Below are 24,235 nucleotides of genomic sequence, written 5' to 3' on the forward strand. Positions count from 1 at the left end.
GATTGCTCCTTAGCTTTGCGCACGCGCCAGTTTTTCGATCATGGGCTCGTACAGGCTCAGGTGGGGCTCGCTCTCATGCTCCGGGCCCTTTTTGATCGCACGCGCCATCAGCTTCATCTCGATGATGAACAGCACGGTGTAGATCAACACAAAGCCGGCAATGGTCAGCAGCAGCGTGGTGGCACCCAGGTGGGACACCGCCATGGCCGTGGGCAGCACGCCTTCGATGATCCAGGGCTGGCGACCCAGCTCGGCCACCACCCAACCGCACTCGGCAGCAATCCAGGGCAGCGGAATCGAGAACACGGCCAGCTTCAGCAGCCAGGGGTAGGCGTCCAGCTTGTGGCGTACCGACAGCCAGAAGAAGGCGGCGGTGAGCACGATGAAGAACATGCCCAGGCCCACCATCACGCGGAAGGTCCAGAACAGCGGGCCCACGGGGGGCACGGTGTCCTTGGCAGCCTGGGCGATCTGGGCTTCGGTGGCCTGGCGCGGGTCGTCCACATAGCGCTTGAGCAGCAGGGCATAACCGAGGGCGTAGCCCTTGTCCTCGAACACGGCGCGGGCGTCGGGCGGCACCTCGGCATCGCTCTTGGCGGTGCGGATGATTTGCAGCGCGTCATACGCCTGGATACCGGCGCGGATATGGCCTTCGGCGCTCTTCACCAGCTCCTTGATGCCGGGGATTTCGGTGTTCAGCGAACGCGTGCCGATCAGGCCCATGGCCCATGGAATGTGCACGGCGAAATGGGTTTCGCGCGCTTCGCTGTCGGGGAAGCCGAAGGCGGTGAAGGCGGCCGGTGCGGCTTCCGTCTCCCACATGGCTTCGATGGAGGCCAGCTTCATCTTCTGGTGCTCGGACGACAGATAGCCGGACTCATCGCCCAGCACCACCACCGACAGCGAGGCCGCCAGGCCGAAGGAGGCCGCCACGGTCATGGAGCGCTTGGCCAGGTGCAAATGACGGCCCTTGAGCACATACCAGGCCGAGATGCCCAGCACGAACAGCGAGGCCGTCACGTAGCCGGCCGAGACGGTGTGCACAAACTTGGCCTGGGCCACCGGGTTGGTCAGCACGGCGAAGAAGTCGGTGACTTCCATGCGCATGGTCTGCGGGTTGAAGGCTGCGCCCACGGGGTTTTGCATCCAGCCGTTGGCAATCAGAATCCACAGCGCCGAGAAGTTGGAGCCGATGGCCACCAGCCAGGTGGCCACCAAGTGCTGCACCTTGCTCATGCGGTCCCATCCGAAGAAGAACAGGCCCACGAAAGTGGCTTCCAGGAAGAAGGCCATCAGGCCTTCAATGGCGAGCGGAGCGCCAAAGATGTCGCCCACATAGTGGCTGTAGTAGCTCCAGTTCATGCCGAACTGGAACTCCATCACCACGCCGGTGGCCACGCCCATGGCGAAGTTGATACCGAACAGAACGCCCCAGAACTTGGTCATGTCGCGCCAGATGGTGCGGCCGGTCATCACATACACCGTTTCCATGATGGCAACGAGTATGGACAGGCCGATCGTGAGTGGCACGAACAGAAAGTGGTAGAGCGCCGTTATCGCGAACTGCAGCCGCGATAAATCGACGATGTCGAGGTTCATGGGGAAGTCCTTTCTCTCTTAAAAATCTGGGGTCATGCCCTGCTGCGCCACGCCATCGGCGTCCTCACGCAGCTGCGCCAGCACCCGCGCGAACTCGGCCGAGCCGCGCGGTGCATCCAGCACCGGTCGTCCTTGTTCCAGCCACAGCACGCGGTCGGCCAGCTCGGCCTCCCGGCGCAAATGGGTGGCCACCACCACGGTGCGTACCTGTGCCTGTGTTTGCATCTGCTGCCGCAAGCGCTGCAGCACATCGGCTGCGGTGGCGGCATCCAATCCTTCGGTGGGCTCGTCCAGCAGCCAGCAGCCCGCCGGGTGCAGCAGCAGCCGCGCCAGCGCCAGGCGCCTGGCCTGGCCGCCCGACAGACCCAGGCCGCCCTCGCCCAGCAACGTGTCCAGGCCTTGCGGCATGGCGCGCACATCGGCCGCCAGGCCTGCGTCCTGCAAGGCCTGCCACAGCGCGGCATCGCTGGCCTCGGGTTGGGCCAGCAGCAGGTTGTCCCGCAGGCTGTCCTGAAAGAGTTCGGTGCGCTGGGTCAGCCAGGTCACGGGCTCGGCGGCCACGCTGCCCTGCAGTGCGAGCAGCTCGCCGGCCAGCAACAGCAGCAATGTGCTTTTGCCCGCGCCGCTGCGGCCCACCACGGCCACATGCTCACCCTGGCGCACCACCAGGCTCAAGGGGCCCAGCACCACGCGCTGGCTGCCATAGGGCCGGGTGGTGGCCGACTGCAGCGACAGCGCCACGCCGGCTGCGGGCCGCTGCGCTATCAAGCTGCTAGCAGCATCTGCGCTCTGTACCTGCGGTGCAAGGCGTTTGATGGCCAACAAAGTACGACCGGCCTCGGCGGCCCCCCGGCGCAAGGCGGCAAAAGGCTCCATGGCGGCCAGGGCCACCAGCAGGGCCAGGGCGGCGCCGGGCGCGCCAATTCGCCCTTGCTCGGCCAGCGCGGCCACGGCCAGCAGCACACCGGCCAGGGTCAGTGCACCAGCCGCGCCATAGCCCATGCTGGCCCTGGCCTCCAGCCGGTTGAGCTGTCGATCAGCCTGGGCCACACGCTGTTCGGTGGCGGCCATGCGCTCGCACTGGGCGCTCAAGCGCCCCGCCATCAGCAAATCGGTTTGTCCAGCCACCAGGTCCACGGCCTGGGCCCGCAGGGCCTCCAGCGCCACGGCGCGGCGGGTGGCGGGTCTACGGGCCTTGCGCGCCAGCCAGACCGCCAGACCCACACCGGCCAGCAGCAGCCACAGACCCAGCAACAGGCCCAGCCACCAGCGCATGCCAGCCAGCACCACGGCCGCCAGCAAGGCCGCGCCACAGGCCGCAGCCAGCGGCACCAGCAAGCGCAGATAGAGGCTGTCCAGCGCATCCACATCGCTGGTCAGCCGCTGCAGCCAGCGTGCGGGCCGCATGCGCAGTTGCCAGGCGCTGCCTGCCGGCGCCCAGCTGCGAAACAGGCGCTCGCGCAGCGCGGCCAGCACGGCCAGCGTGGCGTCATGGGTCAGCAGGCGCTCGGCATAGCGCGATCCGGTGCGCCCCAGGGCCAGCAGACGTATGCCGGCGCTGGGCATGAAGACATCAAAAACCAGGGCCGTGAGCGGCACAAGACCCGCCATGGCCGTGGCGGCAATAAACCAGCCCGACAGGCCCAGCAAGGCCATGCCCATCAGCACCGTGAGGCAGGCCATGGCCATGCCACCCAGCCACAGGCGGCGCGGTGCCATGGCGGCCAGCGCCTTCAGCATGGTGCGCACGGCGTGGGTGTGTTTCATGGGCAGACCTCTTCGGGCGTGGAAGCCGGCGCCCGCTGCGCCCTGCTGGCCCGCTCATCTGTGCCAGGCATGACCACAGTGCGGTGCATGCGGGCCGCCAGCAGCGGATCGTGCGTGGCCACCACCAGGGTGCGGCCCTGGGCCAGCTGCAGCAAGGCCTCGGTCACCTGGTCGGCCGTGGCCTGGTCCAGGTGGGCCGTGGGCTCATCCACCAGCAACAGACCGGCCTGGGGAGCTGCCGTGGCCAGCCGGGCCAGGGCCAGGCGCAGGGCTTCACCGCCGGAAAGGCCTTGTCCGCCCTCCCCCAGGCTGTTGCTGGGCCGGGCTGCAAGCACCTGGCCCAGACCGGCCCATTCCACCGCCTCGGCCACCGCCCGGGCCGAGACACCGGGCCGCTGCAGGCCCACGTTGCGCGCCACCGAGCCGGCAAACACATGGGGCTGCTGCCCCATCCAGGCGATGCGCCCGCGCAGCGCGGCAGCGGTTGCCTCGGTACAGGCCACGCCGTCGATATGCAGCTCGCCATAGCTCAACGGCAGCAGGCCGGCAATCTGTGCCAGCAGCAGCGACTTGCCGCTGCCGCTGGGGCCCCACAGGGCCACATGCTCGCCGGGCTGCACCTCCAGATCGATGGCGGGCAAGGCCTGGTCCACACCCGGGGCCTGTACCTGCACGCCTTGCAGCAGCAGATGGCTGGCCGCCTGCTCGGGATGGGCACTGGGGCTGTGCAACGCACCGGGCAGCGGTTGGCGCGGCAGGGTCAGCTGCTGCAGCGTCTGCATGGCGGCTTCACCCGCAGCGCGGTCATGCCAGACGGCGGACAGCTCACGCAGTGGTTCGAAAAAGCTGGGGGCCAGCAGCAGCACAAACAGGGCCTGGCCCAGATTGAGCTTGCCCTGCCAGGCACCAAACTCCAGATGGCCCAGCAGGTGAAAGCCCACATAGACGGCGACCATGGCCACGCCCAGAGCGGAGAAAAGCTCCAGCACGGCCGAGGACAGAAAGGCGATGCGCAGCACGCGCATGGTGCGCTGGCGCAGGGACTCGGCATGCGCGCGCAGGCGCAGGGCCGTGGCGTCCACCGCGCCCAGGGCGCGCAGCGTGGTCATGCCACGCAGGCGGTCCAGCAAGAAACCATTCATCTGCCCCAGTTGCACCATCTGCTCTTCGCTGGCGGCCTGGGCGCGCCAGCCCACAATGGCCATGAACAGGGGGATCAGGGGCGCAGCCAGCAGCAGAATCAAAGCGGCCACCCAGGACTGGGTGGCCACGGCCAGGGCAATCACCGGCGACACCAGCATCACCCGCCACATGGCGGTCTGGTAGCGCGAGAGCCAGGGAACGATGGCTTCGGCCTGCTCGGCCACAGCGCTGGCCGCCAGACCCGAAGGCGGACGCTGGCGGTCCAAGGGCGAGGCTTGCGCCAATGCCTGCACCACCTGGCCGCGCAGCACTTGCAGCGCGCTGCGGGCGCTATCAAAGCTGCAGCGCATGCCATGCCCATCGCTCCAGGCACGCAGCAGGCCCAAAACCAGCAGACCGGCTGCCAGCGGCATGACGGTGGCCGCCTGCCCATCGGCAATGCGTTGGACAGCCAGCGCCAGCAGCGCGGCCTGCGGCAGCCACAGCAGCGACGCCAGCACCGACCAACTGCTGCCACGGTCCAGCCGCCGCCCTGGCATGCGGGATTTGTGCAGCGCTTGATCAGAGTCAGGCACAGATGTTTTCCTCTCTGTTTCAGTATTTACTGAAATTTCTGCATATGTTAAATCCAACGCAACACCTGCCTTCGCCGGGATACAGGAAACCAAGTGAAACACTGTGGTGTTGACTGCGATCAATTTTTATGTCCGACGAGCGGTTTATAGCAAGCTTTATCGCGCCGTCAAAATCACTTCAAACCGGCCTGTGCCCGCTGGGCACGCCCCTTCGGCGCAGGCCGGCGATGACCATGGCTGCGGCTGGGCTTATGCAGGGCTTTGAGTGTGTGTTTACGTTGCAGGCGTAGAGCAGACGCTGCAAGCCTTCACCAAGAGGCAAGGCTGGAGGGGAAAAGCGACAACCGAGAGAAATGGCGCGCTGTCCGACAACGCCCCCTGGCGGTGTGTGGCAAGGCGCCAAGGGCTGGCGGGTATCCCCCAAAAAACAGAGGGGCATAACGCGCATGCGGCACGCGCTTGCCTGCGCACCGGGCGAAAAAAGCCTGGGGCATGGCGGCCCTGCGCACCGCGAAGGTGGCAGGCCGCCAGGGGCGCAGCAGGCGCCTGGCATGCGCCTGGGAGGCTATGCCGTGGCTGCTGCGCGCCCAGGAAAAAACGGAAAACGACCGCTCAGTACTGCAGCGGCGTGACGTCAATGCTTTCGCGCGGGAAGTTGTTCTGCCACACCAGTGGCTTTTTCTTCTTCTCGGCGGCCAGCGGGAGCTCGCCGTCCCAGACCTGGGTCAGCGGTGCGGCTTCAAAGCCCTTGCTCAGGGCTTGCACGCCTTCGCTGTACTGGGCCAGGCTCCACTTGGCAGCACCTGCGCGCTGCAAAAAGGCCACGATTTTTTCCGGAGGATTGGGCGCCATGCAGCGGAAGGGCACGCTGACGGCCATCATCGCGGCATGCACGCCTTCGGTGATTTTCTGGGGCTTGCCCATGGTGCAGGCAATGCGCTTTTGCGAGGCACGCACGCTGGCGAACAGCTGCACCGCAGCGGGCTCCAGCGCCTTTTTTTCTGCATCGCTCAGCTGCACGTTTTCCAGAAAAGTCTCGGCCAGCTCCTTGGGGTAGTCGCGATCGACTTCCTGCATTTCGGTGACGTTGATGAAGTCACCCTGACCCGGGCTGGTGCGCGTCGGGCGCAGGTAGGCGTTGAGCGCCTCCATGGCCTTGGTGTCGATATGGACGATGGACTTCAGGAACAGATCGGTCGCGGCCTGTGGAGTGAGTTCGGCCGCTTGCACGGAAGTGGCCAGTGCCAGAGATGCCAGCGCCACGGCGCCCAGGGATTTCAATTGCATAGAGATGGAAAGCAAACAGCGCTCCACAGAGCGCGCAAAAAGACAAACCCCTGCGCTACAGGCCGGCTCTTGAGAAGAACGACCTGGCACACAGGGGCTTGGAAGCTGCACGCGGCAGGCCATGGCCTGCCGAGGCGGGCAAATTGTAACTATCAAACGCTCTGGCGCCGCAACGCCAAAGCCTGCGGGCTCAGGCCGCCAGTTGCAGGCGCTGGCGGGCTGCGGCGTATTCACGCTTGAGGCGTGCCACCAGCTCGGCCGTGGGCACCACCTTGTCGACGGCGCCAATGCCCTGGCCGCAGCCCCAGATGTCTTTCCAGGCCTTGGTGCGGCCGGAGCCAAAGTTCATGGCGCTGGCATCGGACTGCGGCAGGTTCTCGGGGTCCAGGCCGGCCGCACGGATGGAGGGGGCCAGGTAGTTGCCATGCACGCCGGTGAACAGATTGCTGTAGATCACATCGTCGGAGTTGCCGTCCACGATGGCCTGCTTGTAGTCATCGGTCGCACGCGCTTCTTCGGTGGCGATGAAGGCCGAGCCGATATAGGCAAAGTCCGCGCCCATGGCCTGGGCCGCCAGCACGGCGTCGCCAGTGGCGATGGAGCCGGACAAGGCCACGGGGCCGTCAAACCACTGGCGGACCTCCTGGATCAGCGCAAACGGGCTCTTCACCCCGGCGTGGCCACCGGCGCCAGCGGCCACGGCGATCAGGCCGTCAGCGCCTTTTTCGATGGCCTTGCGGGCGAACTTGTTGTTGATGATGTCGTGCAACACCACGCCGCCCCAGCCGTGCACGGCCTGGTTCACGTCCTCGCGCGCACCCAGGCTGGTGATGACGATGGGCACCTTGTACTTGGCGCAGACCTGCATGTCGTGCTCCAGGCGGTCATTGCTCTTGTGCACGATCTGGTTGATGGCAAAAGGCGCCGAAGGCTGCTCGGGATGGGCCTTGTCCCAGGCCGCCAGGGTTTCGGTGATCTCGGCCAGCCAGTCTTCCAACAGCTCGGCAGGACGGGCGTTGAGCGCGGGCATGGAGCCGACGATACCGGCCTTGCATTGCTCGATCACCAGCTTGGGATTGCTGATGATGAACAGGGGCGAACCGATGACGGGCAGCGACAGTTTTTGCAGCGCGGCTGGAATTCTGGACATAACAAGGTCTCCTCTAAAGTCTCGAATATGACAAAAAAGAGCTGAAACGCCTGCCACACAAGCGACTCCAGCTCTCTTTTTGATATCAGTCCAACAAGGGACTCAGAATGCTTCCTGGGGCAGAGCCATCACGGCATCCGCACCATGCAGCACCGATGTGGCCTGACCGGGCACGCGGGTCAGGATGTGATCACCATAGAAACGGGCCGTGGCTACCTTGGCCTGCATGAATTGCACATCCTCGCCCGCTGCCGCCTTGGCCTGGGCCACCAGCAGTGCGCGGCCCATTTGCCAGCCGGCCACCAGGTTGCCGGTCAGCATCAGATAGGGAACGCTGCCGGCAAACACGGCGTTGGGGCTGGCCTTGGTCTGGCCGGCCACAAAGTCCACCACCTGCAGGAACGATTCGCGCGCGGCCTGCAGGCGATCGGCCAGGGCCACGGCATCCACGCTGGTACTGGCGCGCAGCGCGGCTTCGGTCTTGGCGATCTGCTCGGCAATGGCCTTGGCCGAAGCGCCGCCGTCACGCGCCGTCTTGCGGCCCACCAGGTCATTGGCCTGGATGGCGGTCGTGCCTTCGTAAATGGTCAGGATCTTGGCGTCACGGTAGTACTGGGCGGCGCCGGTTTCCTCGATAAAGCCCATGCCGCCGTGCACCTGCACGCCCAGGCTGGTGACTTCCAGGCTCATTTCGGTGCTGTAGCCCTTGACCAGAGGCACCATGAATTCATAGAAGGTGGCGTTGGCCTGGCGCACTTCGGCATCGGGATGCTGGTGGGCCGCGTCATAGGCCGCCGCGGCCGTGCTGGCCATGGCGCGGCAGCCCTCGGTGTAGGCGCGCATGGTCATCAGCATGCGGCGCACATCGGGGTGGTGAATGATGGTGGCGCTGGCCTTGACCGAGCCGTCCACAGGGCGGCTTTGCACGCGCTCCTTGGCGTACTGCACGGCATGCTGGTAGGCGCGCTCGGCCACGGCAATGCCCTGCACACCCACGGCGTAGCGGGCCGCGTTCATCATGATGAACATGTACTCCAGGCCACGGTTTTCCTCGCCCACCAGATAGCCCACGGCACCGCCGTGATCGCCAAACTGCAGCACGGCCGTGGGCGATGCCTTGATGCCCATCTTGTGCTCGATGCTGACGCAATGCGCATCGTTGCGCGCGCCCAGCGAGCCGTCCTGATTCACCAGGAACTTGGGCACCACAAACAGGCTGATGCCCTTCACGCCCTCGGGTGCACCTGCCACGCGGGCCAGCACCAGGTGGACGATGTTCTCGGCCATATCGTGCTCACCGTAGGTGATGAAGATCTTGGTGCCAAACACCTTGTACGTGCCATCGGCCTGGGGATCGGCCTTGGTGCGCACCAGGGCCAGATCGGAGCCGGCCTGGGGCTCGGTCAGGTTCATGGTGCCGGTCCACTGGCCGGAGATCAGCTTTTCCAGGTAGGTCGCCTTGAGCGCATCGCTACCCGCGGTGAGCAGGGCTTCGATGGCGCCATCGGTGAGCAGCGGGCACAGCGCAAAGCTCAGATTGGCGCTGTTGAGCATTTCCACGCAGGCCGCGCCCACGGTCTTGGGCAGGCCCTGGCCGCCGAACTGGACCGGATGCTGCAGGCCTTGCCAGCCGCCTTCGGCGTACTGCTTGAAGGCATCGGCAAAACCCAGGGTGGTGGTGACCTTGCCATCCTTCCACGAAGAGGGGTTCACATCGCCGGGCACATTCAGCGGCGCCACCACGCCTTCGCACAGCTTGGCGCATTCTTCCAGCACGGCCTGGGCGGTCTCCAGACCGGCATCTTCGAAGCCGGGGATCTGCGCCACTTGCTCGATACCGGCCAGATGCTCCATGGCAAACAGCATGTCTTTGATCGGGGCCGCATAACTCATCTTGTCACCTTTGCGTTGTGGATTTGAATCGATGTGGAGGGCGGCCTCTGCTCCCCGCCGGGGGCAGAAGGCGGCACCAAGGTCCATGGGCATGTCTTGCAGCGCAAGCCACAGGACATGCCCATGCATCCTGGGCAGATGTGAAAAGAGGGGCAGCAAGCCCCTCTTTTCACATGCCGTCGATTACAGCGCCTTCACCAGTTCCGGCACGGCCTGGAACAGGTCTGCCTCCAGACCGTAGTCGGCCACCGAGAAGATCGGTGCTTCCGGGTCCTTGTTGATCGCCACGATCACCTTGGAGTCCTTCATGCCGGCCAAATGCTGGATAGCGCCCGAGATGCCTGCAGCGATGTACAGCTGCGGCGCCACGATCTTGCCGGTCTGGCCCACTTGCAGGTCGTTGGGCGCATAGCCTGCGTCCACCGCCGCGCGCGAGGCGCCAATGGCCGCGCCCAGCTTGTCGGCCAGCGGGGTCATCACTTCGTTGAACTTCTCGGCGCTGCCCAGGGCACGGCCACCGGAGACGATGATCTTGGCGGCCGTCAGCTCGGGACGGTCGTTCTTGGTGACTTCACGACCCACAAAGCTGCTCTTGCCGGCGTCAGCCACGGCAGCCACGGTTTCCACGGCGGCCGAACCACCAGTGGCAGCAGCAGCGTCAAAGCCCGTGCCGCGCACGGTGATCACCTTCACGGCATCCGTGCTCTGCACGGTGGCCACGGCGTTGCCGGCATAGATGGGGCGCTCGAAGGTGTCGGCGCTGTCCACCTTGGTGATGTCGCTGATCTGGCCCACGTCCAGCTTGGCCGCCACGCGCGGGGCCACGTTCTTGCCCGAGGCCGTGGCCGGGAACAGGATGTGGCTGTAGTTGCCGGAGGCCTGCACAGCCAGCACCTGGGCGGTCAGGTTTTCTGCCAGGCCGTCTTTGAGGCTTGCGCCGTCGGCATGGATCACCTTGCTCACACCAGCGATCTGGGCAGCGGCAGCGGCAGCAGCGCCGGCGTTTTCGCCAGCCACCAGCACATGCACCTCACCGCCGCAGGCCTTGGCGGCCGTCACGGTGTTCAAAGTAGCGCCCTTGAGCGAAGCGTTGTCGTGTTCTGCGATGACGAGAGAAGTCATGTTCAACCTCTAAATTCTTTACGTTCTTGCGAAGTCTGGGATGGAAAGACAGGCCCCTGAAACCGACGCAGCCCAGGTCAGGGCAGCGCGCAAGGGCCGCCCCGAAGCGCGGCTGCCGTCCCCCTGGGGGGAAGACGCGAAGCGGCTCAGGGGGTCAGATCACCTTCGCTTCGTTTTTGAGCTTGTCGACCAGAGCGGCCACATCGGCCACCTTCACGCCGGCGCCGCGCTTGGCGGGCTCGGAGACCTTCAGCGTCTTGATGCGGGCCGTCACGTCCACACCCAAGTCCTCGGGCTTCACCGTGTCCAGCTGCTTTTTCTTGGCCTTCATGATGTTGGGCAGCGTCACATAACGCGGCTCGTTCAGGCGCAGGTCGGTGGTGATGATGGCGGGCGTGTTCAGGGCCAGGGTCTCCAGGCCGCCGTCCACTTCGCGCGTCACATTCACCTTGTCGCCGGCCACTTCGACCTTGGAGGCGAAGGTGGCCTGGGGCAGATCGGCCAGGGCCGCCAGCATCTGGCCGGTCTGGTTGTTGTCGCCGTCGATGGCCTGCTTGCCCAGAATCACCAGGCCGGGTTGCTCTTTGTCCACCAGGGCCTTGAGCAGCTTGGCCACGGCCAGGGGCTGCAGCTCGACATCGGTTTCCACCAAAATGCCGCGGTCGGCGCCAATGGCCATGGCCGTGCGCAGCGTCTCCTGGCATTGCGCCACGCCGCAGGACACCGCGATCACTTCCGTGACCACGCCTTTTTCCTTCAGGCGCACGGCTTCTTCCACCGCAATCTCGTCAAACGGGTTCATGCTCATCTTGACGTTGGCGATGTCCACGCCTGTGCCATCGCTCTTGACGCGGACCTTGACGTTGTAGTCCACCACCCGCTTGACTGGGACCAATACCTTCATGCTGCGGCTCCTTGATTTGTTGGAAGATTGACGTTTACGTAAACCAAATTCATTTTATGCGGCGGCGCAGCAGCTTCCAGCGGAATTCCTGACAATCCCCGCGCCCACAAAACGAACGATCGTTCTATTTTATGACTTCGTACACGAAATGACACAAGGCTTGCGGCAATCCAAGGGTTAACACCCATCTCCGGACCGCAAGCTGATGCCGAATCAGGCCTGCCAGCGCGGCTGGCGTTTTTCGGCAAAGGCCTGGGCGCCCTCCTGGGCGTCGGCGTCCATCATGTTGGTGGCCATGGTCTGGCCCGCCAACTGGTAGGCGGCATCCAGACCCAGTTCCCGCTGCTGATAGACCAGGGCCTTGCCCATGCGCACGGCTGTGGCCGGCTTGGCCAGAATGGATTGCACCAGGGCGTCGACGGCTGCATCGAGCTGGTGGGGCGCCGCCACGCGGTTCACCAGGCCGTTTTGCAGCGCGGTGGCAGCGTCGATGAAGTCGCCGGTGAGCAGCATTTCCATGGCCTGCTTGATGGGCAGATTGCGCACCAGGGGCACGCTGGGCGTGGCACAGAACAGGCCGTAGTTGATGCCGCTGGTGGCAAAGCTGGCCTCGGTGCTGGCCACGGCCAGATCGCACTGGGCCACCAGTTGGCAACCCGCTGCCGTGGCCATGCCATGCACCCGCGCGATCACGGGCACAGGCAGCTTGGCAATGGACAGCATGACCTTGCTGCACTGGGCAAACAGCTGCTGGTAATAGGCCAGCTGCGGGTGGGCAGCCATGTCCTTGAGGTTGTGCCCGGCGCAAAACGCCTTGCCTTCCGCAGCCAGCACCACCACACGCGCCGAGGTATCGGCCGCCACCGCATCCAGCGCCTGCTGCAAGGCCGCCAGCATGGGCGCACCCAGGGCATTGAAGCGCTGGGGGTCATTCAAGGTCAGGCGCACCACGCCCTCGGGGCTGCGCTGCACGCTCAGCAGTTGCGCATTGTTTTGCATATCCGTCACACCAACATTCCTCCGTTATCCATGGCTGCCATGCGCCACTTTCGATTCTCGGGCTTGCAGGCAGCCCCTCACCCCGGCCCTCTCCCCCGAGGGGGCGAGGGAGTAAAACCAGGGGCTCCGCAGAGACCCGCAGCGTTTCTGTCAGTGGCAGCCAGCAAGGGCCGCCCCGCAGCAAAGGCTGCCGTCCCCCTGGGGGGAAGCCGCAAAGCGGCTCAGGGGGGAGCTAAATATCCGCCAGCACCCGCACATGCGCTTCCACGCTGCGTGCCAGCGCGCTCATCACATAGCCGCCTTCCAGGCAGGAGACGATGCGCCCCTTGGAAAAACGGCGGGCCACATCCTTGATGCGGTCGGTGATCCAGGCGAAGTCCTGCTCGTTCAGCGCCATCTGGCCCATATCGTCTTCGCGGTGGGCGTCAAAGCCGGCGCTGATGAAGATCATCTCGGGCTTGAAAGCCTCCAGCCGTGGAATCCACATCATCTCGACCAGCTCGCGGATATCCATGCCCTTGGTATAGGCCGGCACCGGCAGATTGAGCATATTGGGCGCCGGGTCCTTGTCGCCGCTGAAGGGGTAGAAGGGGTGCTGAAAGAAGCTGACCATCAGCACGCGCTCGTCACCGGCCAGAATGTTTTCCGTGCCGTTGCCGTGGTGCACGTCAAAGTCGACGATGGCCACACGCTTGAGGTTGTGGCGCTGCAGTGCATGCAAGGCGGCAATGGCCACGTTGTTGAAAAAGCAAAACCCCATGGCCTTGCCACGCTCGGCGTGGTGGCCTGGCGGGCGTATGGCGCAAAAAGCGTTTTCCAGACGGCCATCGACCACGGCATCCGTGGCCGCCACGGCGGCGCCAGCCGAGCGCAAGGCCGCATCCAGCGTGTGCACATTGATGGAGGTGTCGGTATCGAGCGGCGAATGGCTGGGGCCTCCGGCCTGCACCTCTTCCTTGAGCCGGTCCGTCAGACCGCGCAATGCCGCGATGTGCATGCGGTCATGGGCCAGCTCCACATCGGCCAGCGAAGCCAGCGGCGCCTCGATGCGCTCCAGCCCATCGAAGACCCCGGTGATCAGCAAGCGGTCTTCGATGGCATCGAGCCGCTCCGGGCATTCCGGATGCCCCGGGCCCATTTCATGTTTCCAGCAATCCCTGTGGGAAAAATAGCCCGTTCTGCCCATTTCTCTTGTCCCCGTTTTTGTTTTTTTCGATCTTGTCCCTTGGATGCAGCGCGGCTTTTGCGCTGCTCCAGGCGCTTTTCAGACCAGCTTACCATGCGGGTCGCAGACCGCTTACAGCGAGTACATGACTGTATTGCGGGCCTGTTGCCCACTGCCAACCCCGACAATACCCACGGTTTTGTACATCTGGCGTACAGCCATCGCACAATGAGAAAATCCGCGCTGCAGACCGGGTTGGCGTGCAGGCAATCCGCCCACCCTATCCGGCCAGCGCCCAGCATGCCCAGTCTGCGTGCGTGGCAGCGGGAGCCCTCTTCCTGCCCGGCCACCGCGTCGCCTTCTTTGAGATTTCATGAACCGTCTGCTCTCTGTTGCTCTCGTTTGCATAGCTGCCAGCACGCTCCCCGCTTGCGCGCAAAGCCCCAAACCCTCTCAACCCAACAAAAACCGCAGCCAGGCTCCGGCCAGCCCCCACTACGGCCAGCGCGCCGATGCCCTGCGCTGGGCCGACGCATTGGCCCAGCAGCAAGGGCTGGACGCGGGCTGGCTGCGCCAGCAGCTGACCCAGGCCAAGCAGCTGGAGCAGGTGCGCCGCTTGATGACGCCCAGCACCGCCCCCAAAAAGGCCACGGCCCGCAGCTGGGCCAACTACCGCAGCCGCTTCATTGACCCAGTGCGCATACGCGCCGGCCTGCGCTTTTGGCAGGAGAACGCCGCAGCGCTGGAGCGCGCCCAGCAAACCTATGGCGTGCCACCGGAAATCATCGTCGGCATCATCGGCGTGGAAACCGTCTACGGCCGCAATATGGGGAGCTTTCGCGTACTCGATGCGCTGGCCACGCTGGCGTTTGACTACCCACCCAGCCACCCGCGCGTGGCCGAGCGGGCGGCCTATTTCCAGGGCGAGCTGGCCCAGTTTCTGACCACGGCCTGGAGCAGCAAGCAAGACCCGACACAAACGCTGGGCAGCTATGCCGGCGCCATGGGCCTGGGCCAATTCATGCCCAGCAGCCTGGCCCGCTTTGGCGTGGACTTTGACGGCGACGGCAAGGTCGACCTCAACCACAGCACCACCGACGCCATAGGCTCGGTGGCCAACTACTTTCGAGGCCACGGCTGGGTGCCTGATATGCCGGTGCAATACGGCGTGACCTTCAAGCCCGAGGGCGCCGACATGGCCACGCTGCTGGGCCCGGACATCAAGCCCACGTTCACCGCAGAGCAACTGCTGCAGCTGGGCGCCGTGCCCCTGGATGGCGGCATGCAACACCAGGGCCCGCTGGCCTTGGTGGAACTGCTCAATGGCGCCGATGCCCCCAGCTATGTGATCGGCACGCAGAACTTCTACGCCATCACCCGCTACAACCAATCCAGCTACTACGCCATGGCCGTCTACGAACTGGGCCAGGAAGTGGCCGCCGCCCTGCGCGATGCACAGGCCACAGAGTCAGCAGAGCCTGCCCCAACGACCCAGACCACATCGCCACGCAACGCCCAATAAACCAGCGTTACGCGCTATCAAAAACGGGGCATCAAGCCCCGTTTTGTTTTTTCATGCAGTGCAAAGGCCGAGCTCTTCAGCTCCATAGCCCATGGCGCTGCGCATGAAACTGGCGCAGCCCACCCCAGGGCACCGCGCAAGGGCCGCCCCGCCGCGTTGGTGCCGTCCCCCTCCCTCGCGCAGCGAGAGAGAGGGGTGAAGGCGCACAGCGCCTCAGGGGGTGCATTTCAAAACCTTTTCATCTGGCAAGTGGTTGGCATCTCGGCCTGCTTGGCCGATATCTCGCGCACCACACGAAAGCCGTAGCCCGAGCCCTCCACATCAAACTTCACGCCGGCGCTGCCCTGGCGCTCCATCACGCCCACTTCCAGCGGCTGCTGAAACTGGTGGTCGGCGGCCCGCATATGGGCCTTGCGGCCTGCCAGTTCCACCTGCATGTTTTCCATGGCGCGGGCCACGGCGGCGGCTTCGGTGCTGCCGGCTTTTTCCATGGCCTGGGCCAGGACCTGCACCATCATTTGCTGGCGCAAATGGGCGTAGTCATCTTCAGGCTTGGGAAAGCGCTGACGGAAACGCTGGTAGAACTGCTCGCTGGCCACGCCGTGAGAGTTGGGCAGCCAATCGGCCACGGCCACCACCTTGCCCACGCCGGCATCACCTAAAGCGGCGGGCGCGCCCATGGCATTGCCGTAGAAGGTGTAGAACATGCCGTCAAAGCCTGCTTCGCGCACGGCCTTGACCAGGAGCGTCAGGTCGTTGCCCCAGTTGCCGGTGACCACCGCCTGGGCCCCGCTTTGCTTGATTTTTGCGGCATAGGGGGCAAAGTCCTTGACCCGACCCATGGGGTGCAGCTCATCGCCGACCACCGCCACATCCGGGCGCTGCGCAGCCAGTTGGCGCCGGGCCTCGCCCAGCACGGCCTGGCCAAAGCTGTAGTCCTGGCCTATCAGGTAGACCCGTTGAAGCGCCTTGTCGGCCTTCACCATCTGCATCAGCGCAGCCATGCGCATATCGGCATGGGCATCAAAGCGGAAATGCCAGAAGCTGCAGCGCTCGTTGGTGAAGGCCGGGTCCACTGCGGAATAGTTCAGAAACAGCACGCGCTTGTTCGGCTCGCGCTGGTTGTGCTTGTTGATGGCATCCAGCAGCGCCGAGGCCGTGGCCGAGGAATTGCCCTGCATGATGATGCGGGCACCGCCGTCAATGGCCGCACGCAGGGCCGACAGCGCCTCTTCGTTCTGGCCCTTGCTGTCATAGCGCTGTATCACCAGCGGGCGGGCGCCACCGGCAGCTGCAGGCAGCCGCACACCACCGCGGGCATTGACCTCCTCGGTGGCCATCACGATGTTGCGAAACACCCCTTCGCCCGTATTGGCAAAAGGCCCGGACAGGCTCTCCACCAGCGCCAGCTTGATGGGCTCGCCCGGAGTCGCTGCGGCAGCCGCCAGCCCCCAGGCTGCCAACGCCGCCAGCAACAGCTGGCGCAACGGCGATGCCGTCTTTTGCACACGCAATGGCGACGTTTGACGGGTTTTCAACACCGCCACAGCAAATTTATTCATACCAAAATATCCCTTGAAAACCTCGCGGCAGCCTGCAATTGCTTGTCATGCGGCCACACCATCGAAGCGCCGCGCAGTGTATAGGAGCCCTAAAACCATGTTCTTCGCATCGCCCGTGATTCGCCGTTCCGCTTTCGCAGCCCCCCACCAGGCCGACCTGGCCCTGCAGCGTTTCCTGCAAGCCTCGCAGCAAGCCGCAGCAGGCAGCACCGGCTACAGCGCCACCACCACCGAAGACGCCACCACCTTGAGCGTGGACGTGCCCGGCCTGGCCCGTGAGCAGCTGCAGCTGCGCATCGAAGACGCGCAAGTCCACCTCAACAGCATCGAAGGCGCCCCCCGCCAGGTGCGCCGCAGCTGGGAGCTGCCCCATGCCATCGATGCCGCTGCCAGCAGCGCCAAACTGGAAAACGGTGTGCTGACCCTGGTGCTGACCCAGCGCAAGCCCGTGGACCAGTCCGTGAGCCTGAATATTCAGTAAGCGTGTGTTTGCGATCTCCTCGCAGCACGCCAGTGGCTTTGCGGGATGGGATACAAGGCGCGATACCGTAGCAATAGCCGAGCTACTGCGAGGATTCGCAACACAGTAGACCGCCCGCAAAGCCACTGGCCCCCAGGTTGACTGGCCTGCCACCCTTTCTTCCTCCTCTTGGTTAGCACGGCAGTGCCAGACGACACGAAGCCCGCCGCGTGGTCACACGCTGGCGGGCTTCTTCTTTTTTTTGGGGGTAGACGCATTGGCACAACATGCGAAAGCGTTGGTTGCTAGCCGGGACAGTTGTCAGCACTTACGGGCCTCTCGCAGGTGCTCATACGTTATGCCTTAAACGAACCGTTGTTTCTTGGTTCCGGATGCAGGCCTTGATGACCTAAATCGAACTGAGCATGTTTGTCCGCGCCTATCTCCGAGCTTCAACACAAGAACAAGATGCCACCCGCGCTCGTGCAGCCCTGGAGTCCTTCACCGCTGAGCGCGGGTTGGCTGTGGCTGCGTGGTATGTAGAGAATGAGTCAGGGGCCAGCCTGAAGCGCCCTGAGTTGTTCCGGCTGCTGGGAGACTGCCGTCCTGGCGATGCGCTGCTGATCGAGCAAGTAGATCGTCTGTCACGCCTGAACGATGCCGACTGGGACGCTCTGAAGCGTGAGATCGGCGTGCGTGGCGTGCGCATCGTTGCACTGGACTTGCCCACGTCCTGGCAGAGCATCGCCACCACGGACGAAACCACGGCCCGCATCCTGGCCGCTGCTGCTGGATATGCTGGCGGCGATAGCCCGCAAGGACTACACAGACCGCCGCCGCCGTCAGGCTGAGGGGATTGCCAAGGCCAAGACCGGAGGGGCCTACAAGGGCCGCAGAGAGGACACAGAGCGCAATGCGGCCATTGTGTCCATGCTGTCCAAGGGCATGACGTGGAGCGAAATTCAAAAGGCTACAGGGTGCAGCCGTAGCACCCTGAGCCGGTTGCGTGAGCGAATTCATGCTTCAGATCAGCCGACCTTGAATTGAGATTTGAAGGCGGCGATTGCATCGCTTTTAGTTTATTCCAAGTTTCTGGAAAAATATCTTGTTTCGCATAACTGCATCATTCAAAAGTTTTGTCCAGGATATCACTTCAATATATATGTTTGCACCTTTGTGATAATCGAACCACCCTTGGCGATCCGGCATAGGTGTAAAACTTTTCTCGTCCTCTAACCAGCTCCTGACTTTTTGATTTAGATCACAAACAACATATCCGTAAAATGGAGTGTTGTCGGAGATTTGAATCTCTCGCCCAGTTGGTGTTTTGAATTCGCCTCTCCTTATTTTTAGAGTATATCTAATTATCTGTGCTATTGGATCTTCGTTCGATGAAGGGTTCGTAAAGTCGTCTCTTCCAGGGCGTTTAAATTCGAAAATAGTGACAGGATTTGATGGATTGTTTTCGCCACGCATTGCGACACGGTGACCGTAAACAATAACGTCGGAACGATCTGTATTGCCTCCATCCAGTGGAATGTCCGAGGTTACGTAATTCGTAAAGCTAAGTCGTTCGTCCAGCATCCAAAGGTTATGCCCTTCATACGGAACAGAATCGGAGTCATTGCGTCGGGGGAAGATAATGTCGTGCACTACAGCTTCTGTTTGATACTTCCCGTCATCGCGATATTCGAGGCGTTTTTCCAGTAGGTCTAATAAATATTTTCTTAGTGCAACGTAATGGACTAGCTCGCTCTTACTTGATTCACTAATGGCATCTGCCAACTGCCTGCTAACATCCTCGCTTGGTTCGTCCGCGCCTTTGTCTAATATTTTCTTAACACGCTCACGCAGCTTTACTTCTGTTTTGAATTTTTGTTCGTGAAGTATCGCTTCTATCTCTTCTGGCGTGGGGTGCATTGGAAATGCAGAAAAATCCACTTCTTTGATGGTTTGTTTGTGCCAAGGAGCTTGCTCTGCAATATATTGATTAATCGTTGCAATTTTCTTTTCTAATCTTGTGCTGACTTCCGAATCAAAGAACGTTTTTGCAAATTCTGCTGCCTCACTCTCAATGGCGGATTGCGTTATCTCGCCGCAGAGATCAGAGTTTCCATCCGATTCTTTTTTAAAAGTAAAACCGCCTCGCTCTACTGATACATTGTCATCTAGATAGCTGCTGAAGACATAGGCCTTGACAATGTAGTTTCTGCCTGGAAGATCTGGATTTGAGTTTGGTTCGACAAACTCGTCTTCAAATTCGGGTATATATTTATGCATGGCGGAGGCTTCTACCTCTCGCTTATGGGCAACCAAACTAATTTTGCTGACCTTGGTTCCTGGCGAAAATATCTTAAAGAGTCTTACCTTAAAGGCTTGTTCTTCATTGACGTCGTTTATCGAAAAATTATCCGATGAGAGTTTTAACTCATGAATGACTGCGTCAGCGCTTGAAAGATAATGATTCAGCGTGATGGGCTCGGATTCGTTGTTATCAACTAATAAAATATCGGGGCACTTGTAATCTTCCGCTATAAAATATGGTAAAAGCAGTTCTACCAGACTTCTTGCAATTGACTTGGCGGATGCTGTTAACGGGGTCTTATTGCGAAGGCCTGTAAGGGTTATGGATGTCCCTGTTTGATTGGATGTGCTGGCAATTTTGCTTTCTTTTACGATGAAATGCTTTCCTTCGCCCATTTGGAAGGTTCGTGTCCAACACCTTTGATCTTGGTCTTGGTAGGTGCTTGAGATAGTAACTTTATCGAAATATTTGAGATAGGTAAGCCGGCCAAAACCTTTTCCGCCCTCGTTGATTTTATGATCACTGTATAAGGTGTCGAACGACTCTCTGTTGGCATCATCAAACCCTATACCATTATCTGATACTGAGATGATTTCTATGCTTTTATCTCCCGATGAAATTCCATCAAGGTCTTTTTGCCCGTTGCGCTGTAAATTAATTTTTATTAATCCATCATCTTTTTTTATTGAATGGATAGACTGAATTGAGTTAACAACTGCTTCGACAATCGGTGTATATACAGAGGTTTTTGAACGGATATTTTCTATTGCGCGTCGAATATTGATGTTACTCATTTTTTCTCCCTTTTTGTGCTTGCATATTCAAGTCCTTGCTCGACCACCTGCGTATTCTTGTTGCTGCAATCTTAGCGTGGGTGTGTTCGCGCTGCCCCCGCATAGCGCAGGCTGAGTCAGTAAATGTGAACCTGCCTTCCAGGCCTTCATTCGCCGTAGTGCAGTCCGTTGTAGGCGGTCGTTAGCTCTCGTCGACGTAGCCAGCTCGTCGTACTATCTACTGTCACGTGTGTCGTGCTACATGCCAGTCGCCTTGTTAGTCTGGAAACAATGAGGTGCAGAGGAGTTTTTTTCCTATGCACAAGTTCCACGTCTGTGTGACACAAAGACATTGTTTTCGCCTATTATTCGGTCGAATCGCAGAAGCTGCTATTGAGCACAAAAGTGTGTGCCACATCCCATCGCCCACTCCATCACCCCCACGCAAGATGGCCTAATTACAGTACCCAGGCCATCACTCCACCAAACAACAACGCCACCCCCCAGGGTGGCGTTGTGCTGAGATAAGCACCGCAGACCTGCCGCGCAGACAGGCAGGGTACATGCGGGGACTTACTCGTGCCGCAACGCCTCGATAGGGTCCAGGCGTGCGGCGCGGCGGGCGGGGAAGTAGCCGAAGAGCACGCCGATGGCGGCCGAGAACACAAAGGACAGCAGGTTCACCCCGGCGTTGAAGACATAGGGCACGCCCATGAGCTGGGCCAGGCCAAACGAGGCAGCGGTGGCAATCAGAATGCCCACCAGACCGCCCAGTGCGGCCAGCACCACGGCCTCAATCAGAAACTGCAGCAGCACCTCGCGCTCCAGCGCGCCAATGGCCAGGCGCAGGCCGATTTCGCGGGTGCGCTCGGTGACGCTGACCAGCATGATGTTCATGATGCCTATGCCGCCCACCAGCAGGCTGACGGCGGCCACCGCACCCAGCAACGTGGTCAGCACCTTGGTGGTGCCGGCCATGGTGTCGGCCAGCTGCTTGGTGTCCAGCACATTGAAGTTGTCCTCGTCGCTGGGAGCCAGCTTGCGCAGCTCGCGCAGCAGCTGGTTGAGGCTGGTCTTGACGCGCTCGGCATCGCTGCCGTCTTCCATGGACACCAGAATGGTGTTCAAGCGTTTGCTGCCGGTGACGCGGCGCTGCAAGGTGTTGAGCGGGATCAGCACGGTGTCGTCCTGGTCGTTGCCGAAGGCGCCCTGGCCCTTGGATTCCAGCAGGCCCACCACCTCGCAGGAAAAGCCCTTGATGCGCAGCGGCTGGCCCAGCACATCGGCGCTGTTGCCATACAGCTCACGGTGCAGCGTGGCGCCGATGATGCACACGGCCGCGCCGGCGCGCAGCTCGTCAGCGCTGAACTCCCGGCCCTGGGCCAGCTTCCAGTTGCCGGTGATGAGCCAGTCGTTGGTGCTGCCGATGACGCTGGTGGACCAGTTGCGCCCGCCGGCTACCACGGTGGCGCTGGAGCGTGCCTCGGGCGCCACGGCCTGGATGCCGCCAATTTGCTGGGCAATGGCGGTGGCGTCGGTGTCCTTGAACGAGGGCGCCACCGAGGAGCCCGCGCCCATGCGCTGGCCCGAGCGTATCTGCAGCAAATTGGTGCCCAAACCAGCGATCTGGTTTTGCACGGCCATGGTGGCGCCGTTGCCCAGCGTAACCATGGTGATGACGGCGCTGACGCCGATGACAATGCCCAGCACGGTCAAAAACGAGCGCAGCAGATTGCGGCGTATGGAGCGCAGCGCCAGCCAGATGGTGTTCCACAGCATCACGCGCCTCCTTGCTCGGCCAGCACCACGGCCGGGTCTGGGTCGGCGGCCACCGTGGCGCGGCGCAAGGCCAGGGGTGGGTTGGGCAAATCGCTGTCCATGCGCCCGTCCTTGAAGCGCACGATGCGCCGGCTATAGGCCGCCATTTCGGGCTCGTGCGTGACCATCAGCACGGTGATGCCCTTGTCGTGGTTGAGCTTCCACAACAGCTCCATGATTTCCTCGCTGCGCTGGGTGTCCAGATTGCCCGTGGGCTCATCGGCCAGCAGCACCGTGGGGTCGGTGACGATGGCGCGGGCAATGGCCACGCGTTGCTGCTGGCCGCCCGACAGCTCGGCCGGTGTGTGGTGCTCCCAGCCCTTGAGCCCCACGGCCTCCAGGGCGCGAGCGGCGGCAGCATGGCGCTCTACCGCGGGCTCGCCCCGGTACAGCAGCGGCAGCTCCACATTCTCCTGGGCCGTGGTGCGTGGCAGCAGGTGAAAGCCCTGGAACACAAAGCCAAAGTAGCGGCGGCGCAGCCGGGCGCGCTCATCGCGCGACAGGTTTTCCACATGCACGCCCTTGAACAGATAGGCGCCGCTGCTGGGCCGATCCAGACAGCCCAGGGTGTTCATGGCCGTGGACTTGCCCGAGCCGCTGGGCCCCATGATGGCCACAAAGTCACCCTGGGCGATGTCCAGGTCCACGCCCTTGAGGGCCTGGAAGGCCAGGCCGCCTTCGCCATAGGTCTTGGTCACGCCCTGCAGGCGAATCAGCGGCATGCCGCCATCGCCTGCGGGCGGTTGTGCTGCGGGCTTCATTTCGCGGCCCCGCTGCGCTGGTCGGTGATCAGGGCCACGCCTTCTTGCAGCTTGTCGCTTTCCACCTCGGTCATGCGGCCATCGCTTTGGCCGGTCTTGACCTGTACGGCCTCGGGCTGGCCGTTTTCCAGCACCCAGACATAGCGGGTCTGACCCGGGCCCTGGGCCTGCTCGCCCCGGCCCGCGCCCTGGCGGTTGCCGCGCGGTGGGCGCGGCATCAGCTGGCCAACGATGCCACTAGAGCCGCCTGCGGACTGGGGCTTGCCGCCTGCCTGTGGCGCGCCAGCGGCCGGTGCGGCCTGACCGGGCGGCTGCATGCCGGTGGGCGTAAAGCGCAGCGCCGCATTGGGCACCAGCAGCACGTTTTTGCGCTCGGTGGCGCGTATGGTGGCCGAGGCCGTCATGCCCGGGCGCAGGCTGAGGTCGTCGTTCTCCACCTCCAGCCGCGCCACATAGGTGACCACGTTGTCGGTCTTGGTGGAGCCATAGTCCACGCGCGTGACGGTGGCCGGGTAACGGCGCGAGGGATAGGCGCTGACGGTGAAGCTGGCGCGCTGGCCTTCTTTCACCTGGCCCACATCGGCCTCGTCCACCGCCACTTCCAGGCGCAGCTTTTTCAAGTCTTCGGCCACGGTGAACAGGGTCACGGCCTGCAGCGAAGCGGCCACGGCCTGGCCGGGCTCGACCGAGCGGGTCAGCACCACACCGTCGATGGAGGCCTTGACGGCCGCCTTGGAGAGATTGGTTTCATCGGTGGACAGGGCATGGCGGGCATCGTCCACCGAGGCCTTGGCGGCCAGCAGATCGGCCTCGGCCCGGGCCAGGGTGGCACGGCTGCCATCCAGCTCGGTGGCCGAAGGCACCTGCCCGCCCGAGAGGCGACGCACCTCTTCCAGGCGTGCCAGATTGGCCTTGGCCTCTTTCAGCGTGGCCTCGACCTGGTGCTGCCTGGCCTGGGACGAAGCCAGCGTAGCGCGCGAGCGCCCCACCTGGGCGTTGAGCTTGTCGGTGTCCAGCTCCACCAGCACCTGGCCTTTTTTGACGGTGTCGTTGACATCCACCCACACCTTGCGCACCGTGCCGGACAACTCCGAACCCACGCTGACCGTGCGCGTGGGCTGCAGCGTGCCATTGGCCAGCACGGTGAGCGTCAGATCGCCCTGCTTCAAGGCTTCGGTCACATACACGGGCTTGGCCTTGGCCTTCTGGTCGGCCTGCCACCACAGCAGGCCACCCGTGGCTGCCACCACGGCCACGGCGCCTATCCAGAGGGTGGGGCTTTGCCACCACTTGCGCGCCAGGCCATCGCCCAGCAGGTCTTGCACTTCCTGGCTGCTGGAAGTTGGGGGGGTCTTCTTCATCACTATCGGTCCTGAAAATCGGGTCTGCGGGGGTCTGTGTTCTGGCTGCGGGCGGGCTGGTGGCCACCC

General features: G+C 62.8%; 19 protein-coding genes. 4 read left to right on the plus strand and 15 right to left on the minus strand.

Annotation, left to right across the window (positions count from 1 at the left end; all coding sequences use genetic code 11):
• Positions 1-9 precede the first annotated feature (9 nt).
• The 10 genes from ACA027_RS15595 to ACA027_RS15640 form a co-directional block, all read right to left on the minus strand.
• Positions 10-1,599, minus strand: coding sequence for a cytochrome ubiquinol oxidase subunit I (locus tag ACA027_RS15595; protein ID WP_370679119.1), 1,590 nt, complete (start codon positions 1,597-1,599; stop codon positions 10-12).
• A gap of 18 nt (positions 1,600-1,617) precedes the next feature.
• Positions 1,618-3,366: an amino acid ABC transporter ATP-binding/permease protein gene (locus ACA027_RS15600; RefSeq protein WP_370679120.1), complete on the minus strand. Its 1,749-nt coding sequence runs from the start codon at positions 3,364-3,366 to the stop codon at positions 1,618-1,620.
• Positions 3,363-5,048: a thiol reductant ABC exporter subunit CydD gene (gene cydD / locus ACA027_RS15605; RefSeq protein WP_370682598.1), complete on the minus strand. Its 1,686-nt coding sequence runs from the start codon at positions 5,046-5,048 to the stop codon at positions 3,363-3,365. Before cydD ends, ACA027_RS15600 begins: the two co-directional genes overlap by 4 nt.
• A gap of 648 nt (positions 5,049-5,696) precedes the next feature.
• Positions 5,697-6,371: a hypothetical protein gene (locus tag ACA027_RS15610; RefSeq protein WP_370679121.1), complete on the minus strand. Its 675-nt coding sequence runs from the start codon at positions 6,369-6,371 to the stop codon at positions 5,697-5,699.
• Between the two features lie 190 nt (positions 6,372-6,561).
• Entirely contained in the window at positions 6,562-7,521 is a 960-nt protein-coding gene (locus ACA027_RS15615; RefSeq protein ID WP_370679122.1) for an NAD(P)H-dependent flavin oxidoreductase, read from the minus strand.
• Positions 7,522-7,623: 102 nt separating this feature from the next.
• Positions 7,624-9,414 (minus strand): acyl-CoA dehydrogenase, encoded by a 1,791-nt coding sequence (locus tag ACA027_RS15620; protein ID WP_370679123.1) that lies wholly within the window; start codon positions 9,412-9,414, stop codon positions 7,624-7,626.
• 183 nt (positions 9,415-9,597) lie between these two features.
• The gene (locus tag ACA027_RS15625; RefSeq protein ID WP_370679124.1) at positions 9,598-10,536 is read right to left on the minus strand and encodes an electron transfer flavoprotein subunit alpha/FixB family protein; all 939 of its coding nucleotides are present in this window, start codon (positions 10,534-10,536) and stop codon (positions 9,598-9,600) included.
• A gap of 154 nt (positions 10,537-10,690) precedes the next feature.
• Positions 10,691-11,440: an electron transfer flavoprotein subunit beta/FixA family protein gene (locus tag ACA027_RS15630; protein ID WP_370679125.1), complete on the minus strand. Its 750-nt coding sequence runs from the start codon at positions 11,438-11,440 to the stop codon at positions 10,691-10,693.
• Between the two features lie 213 nt (positions 11,441-11,653).
• Positions 11,654-12,439, minus strand: a complete 786-nt coding sequence (locus ACA027_RS15635; RefSeq protein ID WP_370682599.1) for an enoyl-CoA hydratase — start codon at positions 12,437-12,439, stop codon at positions 11,654-11,656.
• A gap of 232 nt (positions 12,440-12,671) precedes the next feature.
• Complete coding sequence (locus tag ACA027_RS15640; protein ID WP_370679126.1) at positions 12,672-13,625, minus strand: histone deacetylase family protein; 954 nt, start codon at positions 13,623-13,625, stop codon at positions 12,672-12,674.
• 352 nt (positions 13,626-13,977) lie between these two features.
• Here ACA027_RS15640 and mltB point away from each other — a divergent pair, with 352 nt between their 5' ends.
• Positions 13,978-15,126 (plus strand): lytic murein transglycosylase B, encoded by a 1,149-nt coding sequence (gene mltB, locus ACA027_RS15645; RefSeq protein ID WP_370679127.1) that lies wholly within the window; start codon positions 13,978-13,980, stop codon positions 15,124-15,126.
• Positions 15,127-15,353: 227 nt separating this feature from the next.
• Here the strand turns inward: mltB and ACA027_RS15650 are convergent, their stop codons facing one another.
• The gene (locus tag ACA027_RS15650) at positions 15,354-16,688 is read right to left on the minus strand and encodes a branched-chain amino acid ABC transporter substrate-binding protein (RefSeq protein ID WP_370679128.1); all 1,335 of its coding nucleotides are present in this window, start codon (positions 16,686-16,688) and stop codon (positions 15,354-15,356) included.
• Positions 16,689-16,785: 97 nt separating this feature from the next.
• Here ACA027_RS15650 and ACA027_RS15655 point away from each other — a divergent pair, with 97 nt between their 5' ends.
• From ACA027_RS15655 to ACA027_RS15665, 3 genes are all read left to right on the plus strand, one after another.
• Positions 16,786-17,169, plus strand: coding sequence for an Hsp20/alpha crystallin family protein (locus tag ACA027_RS15655; protein WP_370679129.1), 384 nt, complete (start codon positions 16,786-16,788; stop codon positions 17,167-17,169).
• A 404-nt stretch (positions 17,170-17,573) separates the two neighbouring features.
• Entirely contained in the window at positions 17,574-17,999 is a 426-nt protein-coding gene (locus tag ACA027_RS15660; RefSeq protein ID WP_370679130.1) for a recombinase family protein, read from the plus strand.
• A gap of 79 nt (positions 18,000-18,078) precedes the next feature.
• Positions 18,079-18,195, plus strand: coding sequence for a helix-turn-helix domain-containing protein (locus ACA027_RS15665; protein ID WP_370682600.1), 117 nt, complete (start codon positions 18,079-18,081; stop codon positions 18,193-18,195).
• A 27-nt stretch (positions 18,196-18,222) separates the two neighbouring features.
• Here ACA027_RS15665 and ACA027_RS15670 read toward each other — a convergent pair whose 3' ends face one another.
• From ACA027_RS15670 to ACA027_RS15685, 4 genes are all read right to left on the minus strand, one after another.
• Positions 18,223-20,247: an ATP-binding protein gene (locus ACA027_RS15670; RefSeq protein WP_370679131.1), complete on the minus strand. Its 2,025-nt coding sequence runs from the start codon at positions 20,245-20,247 to the stop codon at positions 18,223-18,225.
• 552 nt (positions 20,248-20,799) lie between these two features.
• On the minus strand, positions 20,800-22,005 hold the full coding sequence (locus ACA027_RS15675; protein ID WP_370679132.1) for an ABC transporter permease: 1,206 nt from the start codon (positions 22,003-22,005) through the stop codon (positions 20,800-20,802).
• Positions 22,005-22,805, minus strand: coding sequence for an ABC transporter ATP-binding protein (locus ACA027_RS15680; RefSeq protein WP_370679133.1), 801 nt, complete (start codon positions 22,803-22,805; stop codon positions 22,005-22,007). The genes ACA027_RS15675 and ACA027_RS15680 overlap by 1 nt, the downstream gene beginning before the upstream one ends.
• Positions 22,802-24,166, minus strand: a complete 1,365-nt coding sequence (locus ACA027_RS15685) for an efflux RND transporter periplasmic adaptor subunit (RefSeq protein ID WP_370679134.1) — start codon at positions 24,164-24,166, stop codon at positions 22,802-22,804. The genes ACA027_RS15680 and ACA027_RS15685 overlap by 4 nt, the downstream gene beginning before the upstream one ends.
• Between the last annotated feature and the right edge of the window lie 69 nt (positions 24,167-24,235).

It is taken from the genome of Comamonas sp. GB3 AK4-5 (genome assembly GCF_041320665.1).
GTDB lineage: Bacteria > Pseudomonadota > Gammaproteobacteria > Burkholderiales > Burkholderiaceae_C > Comamonas.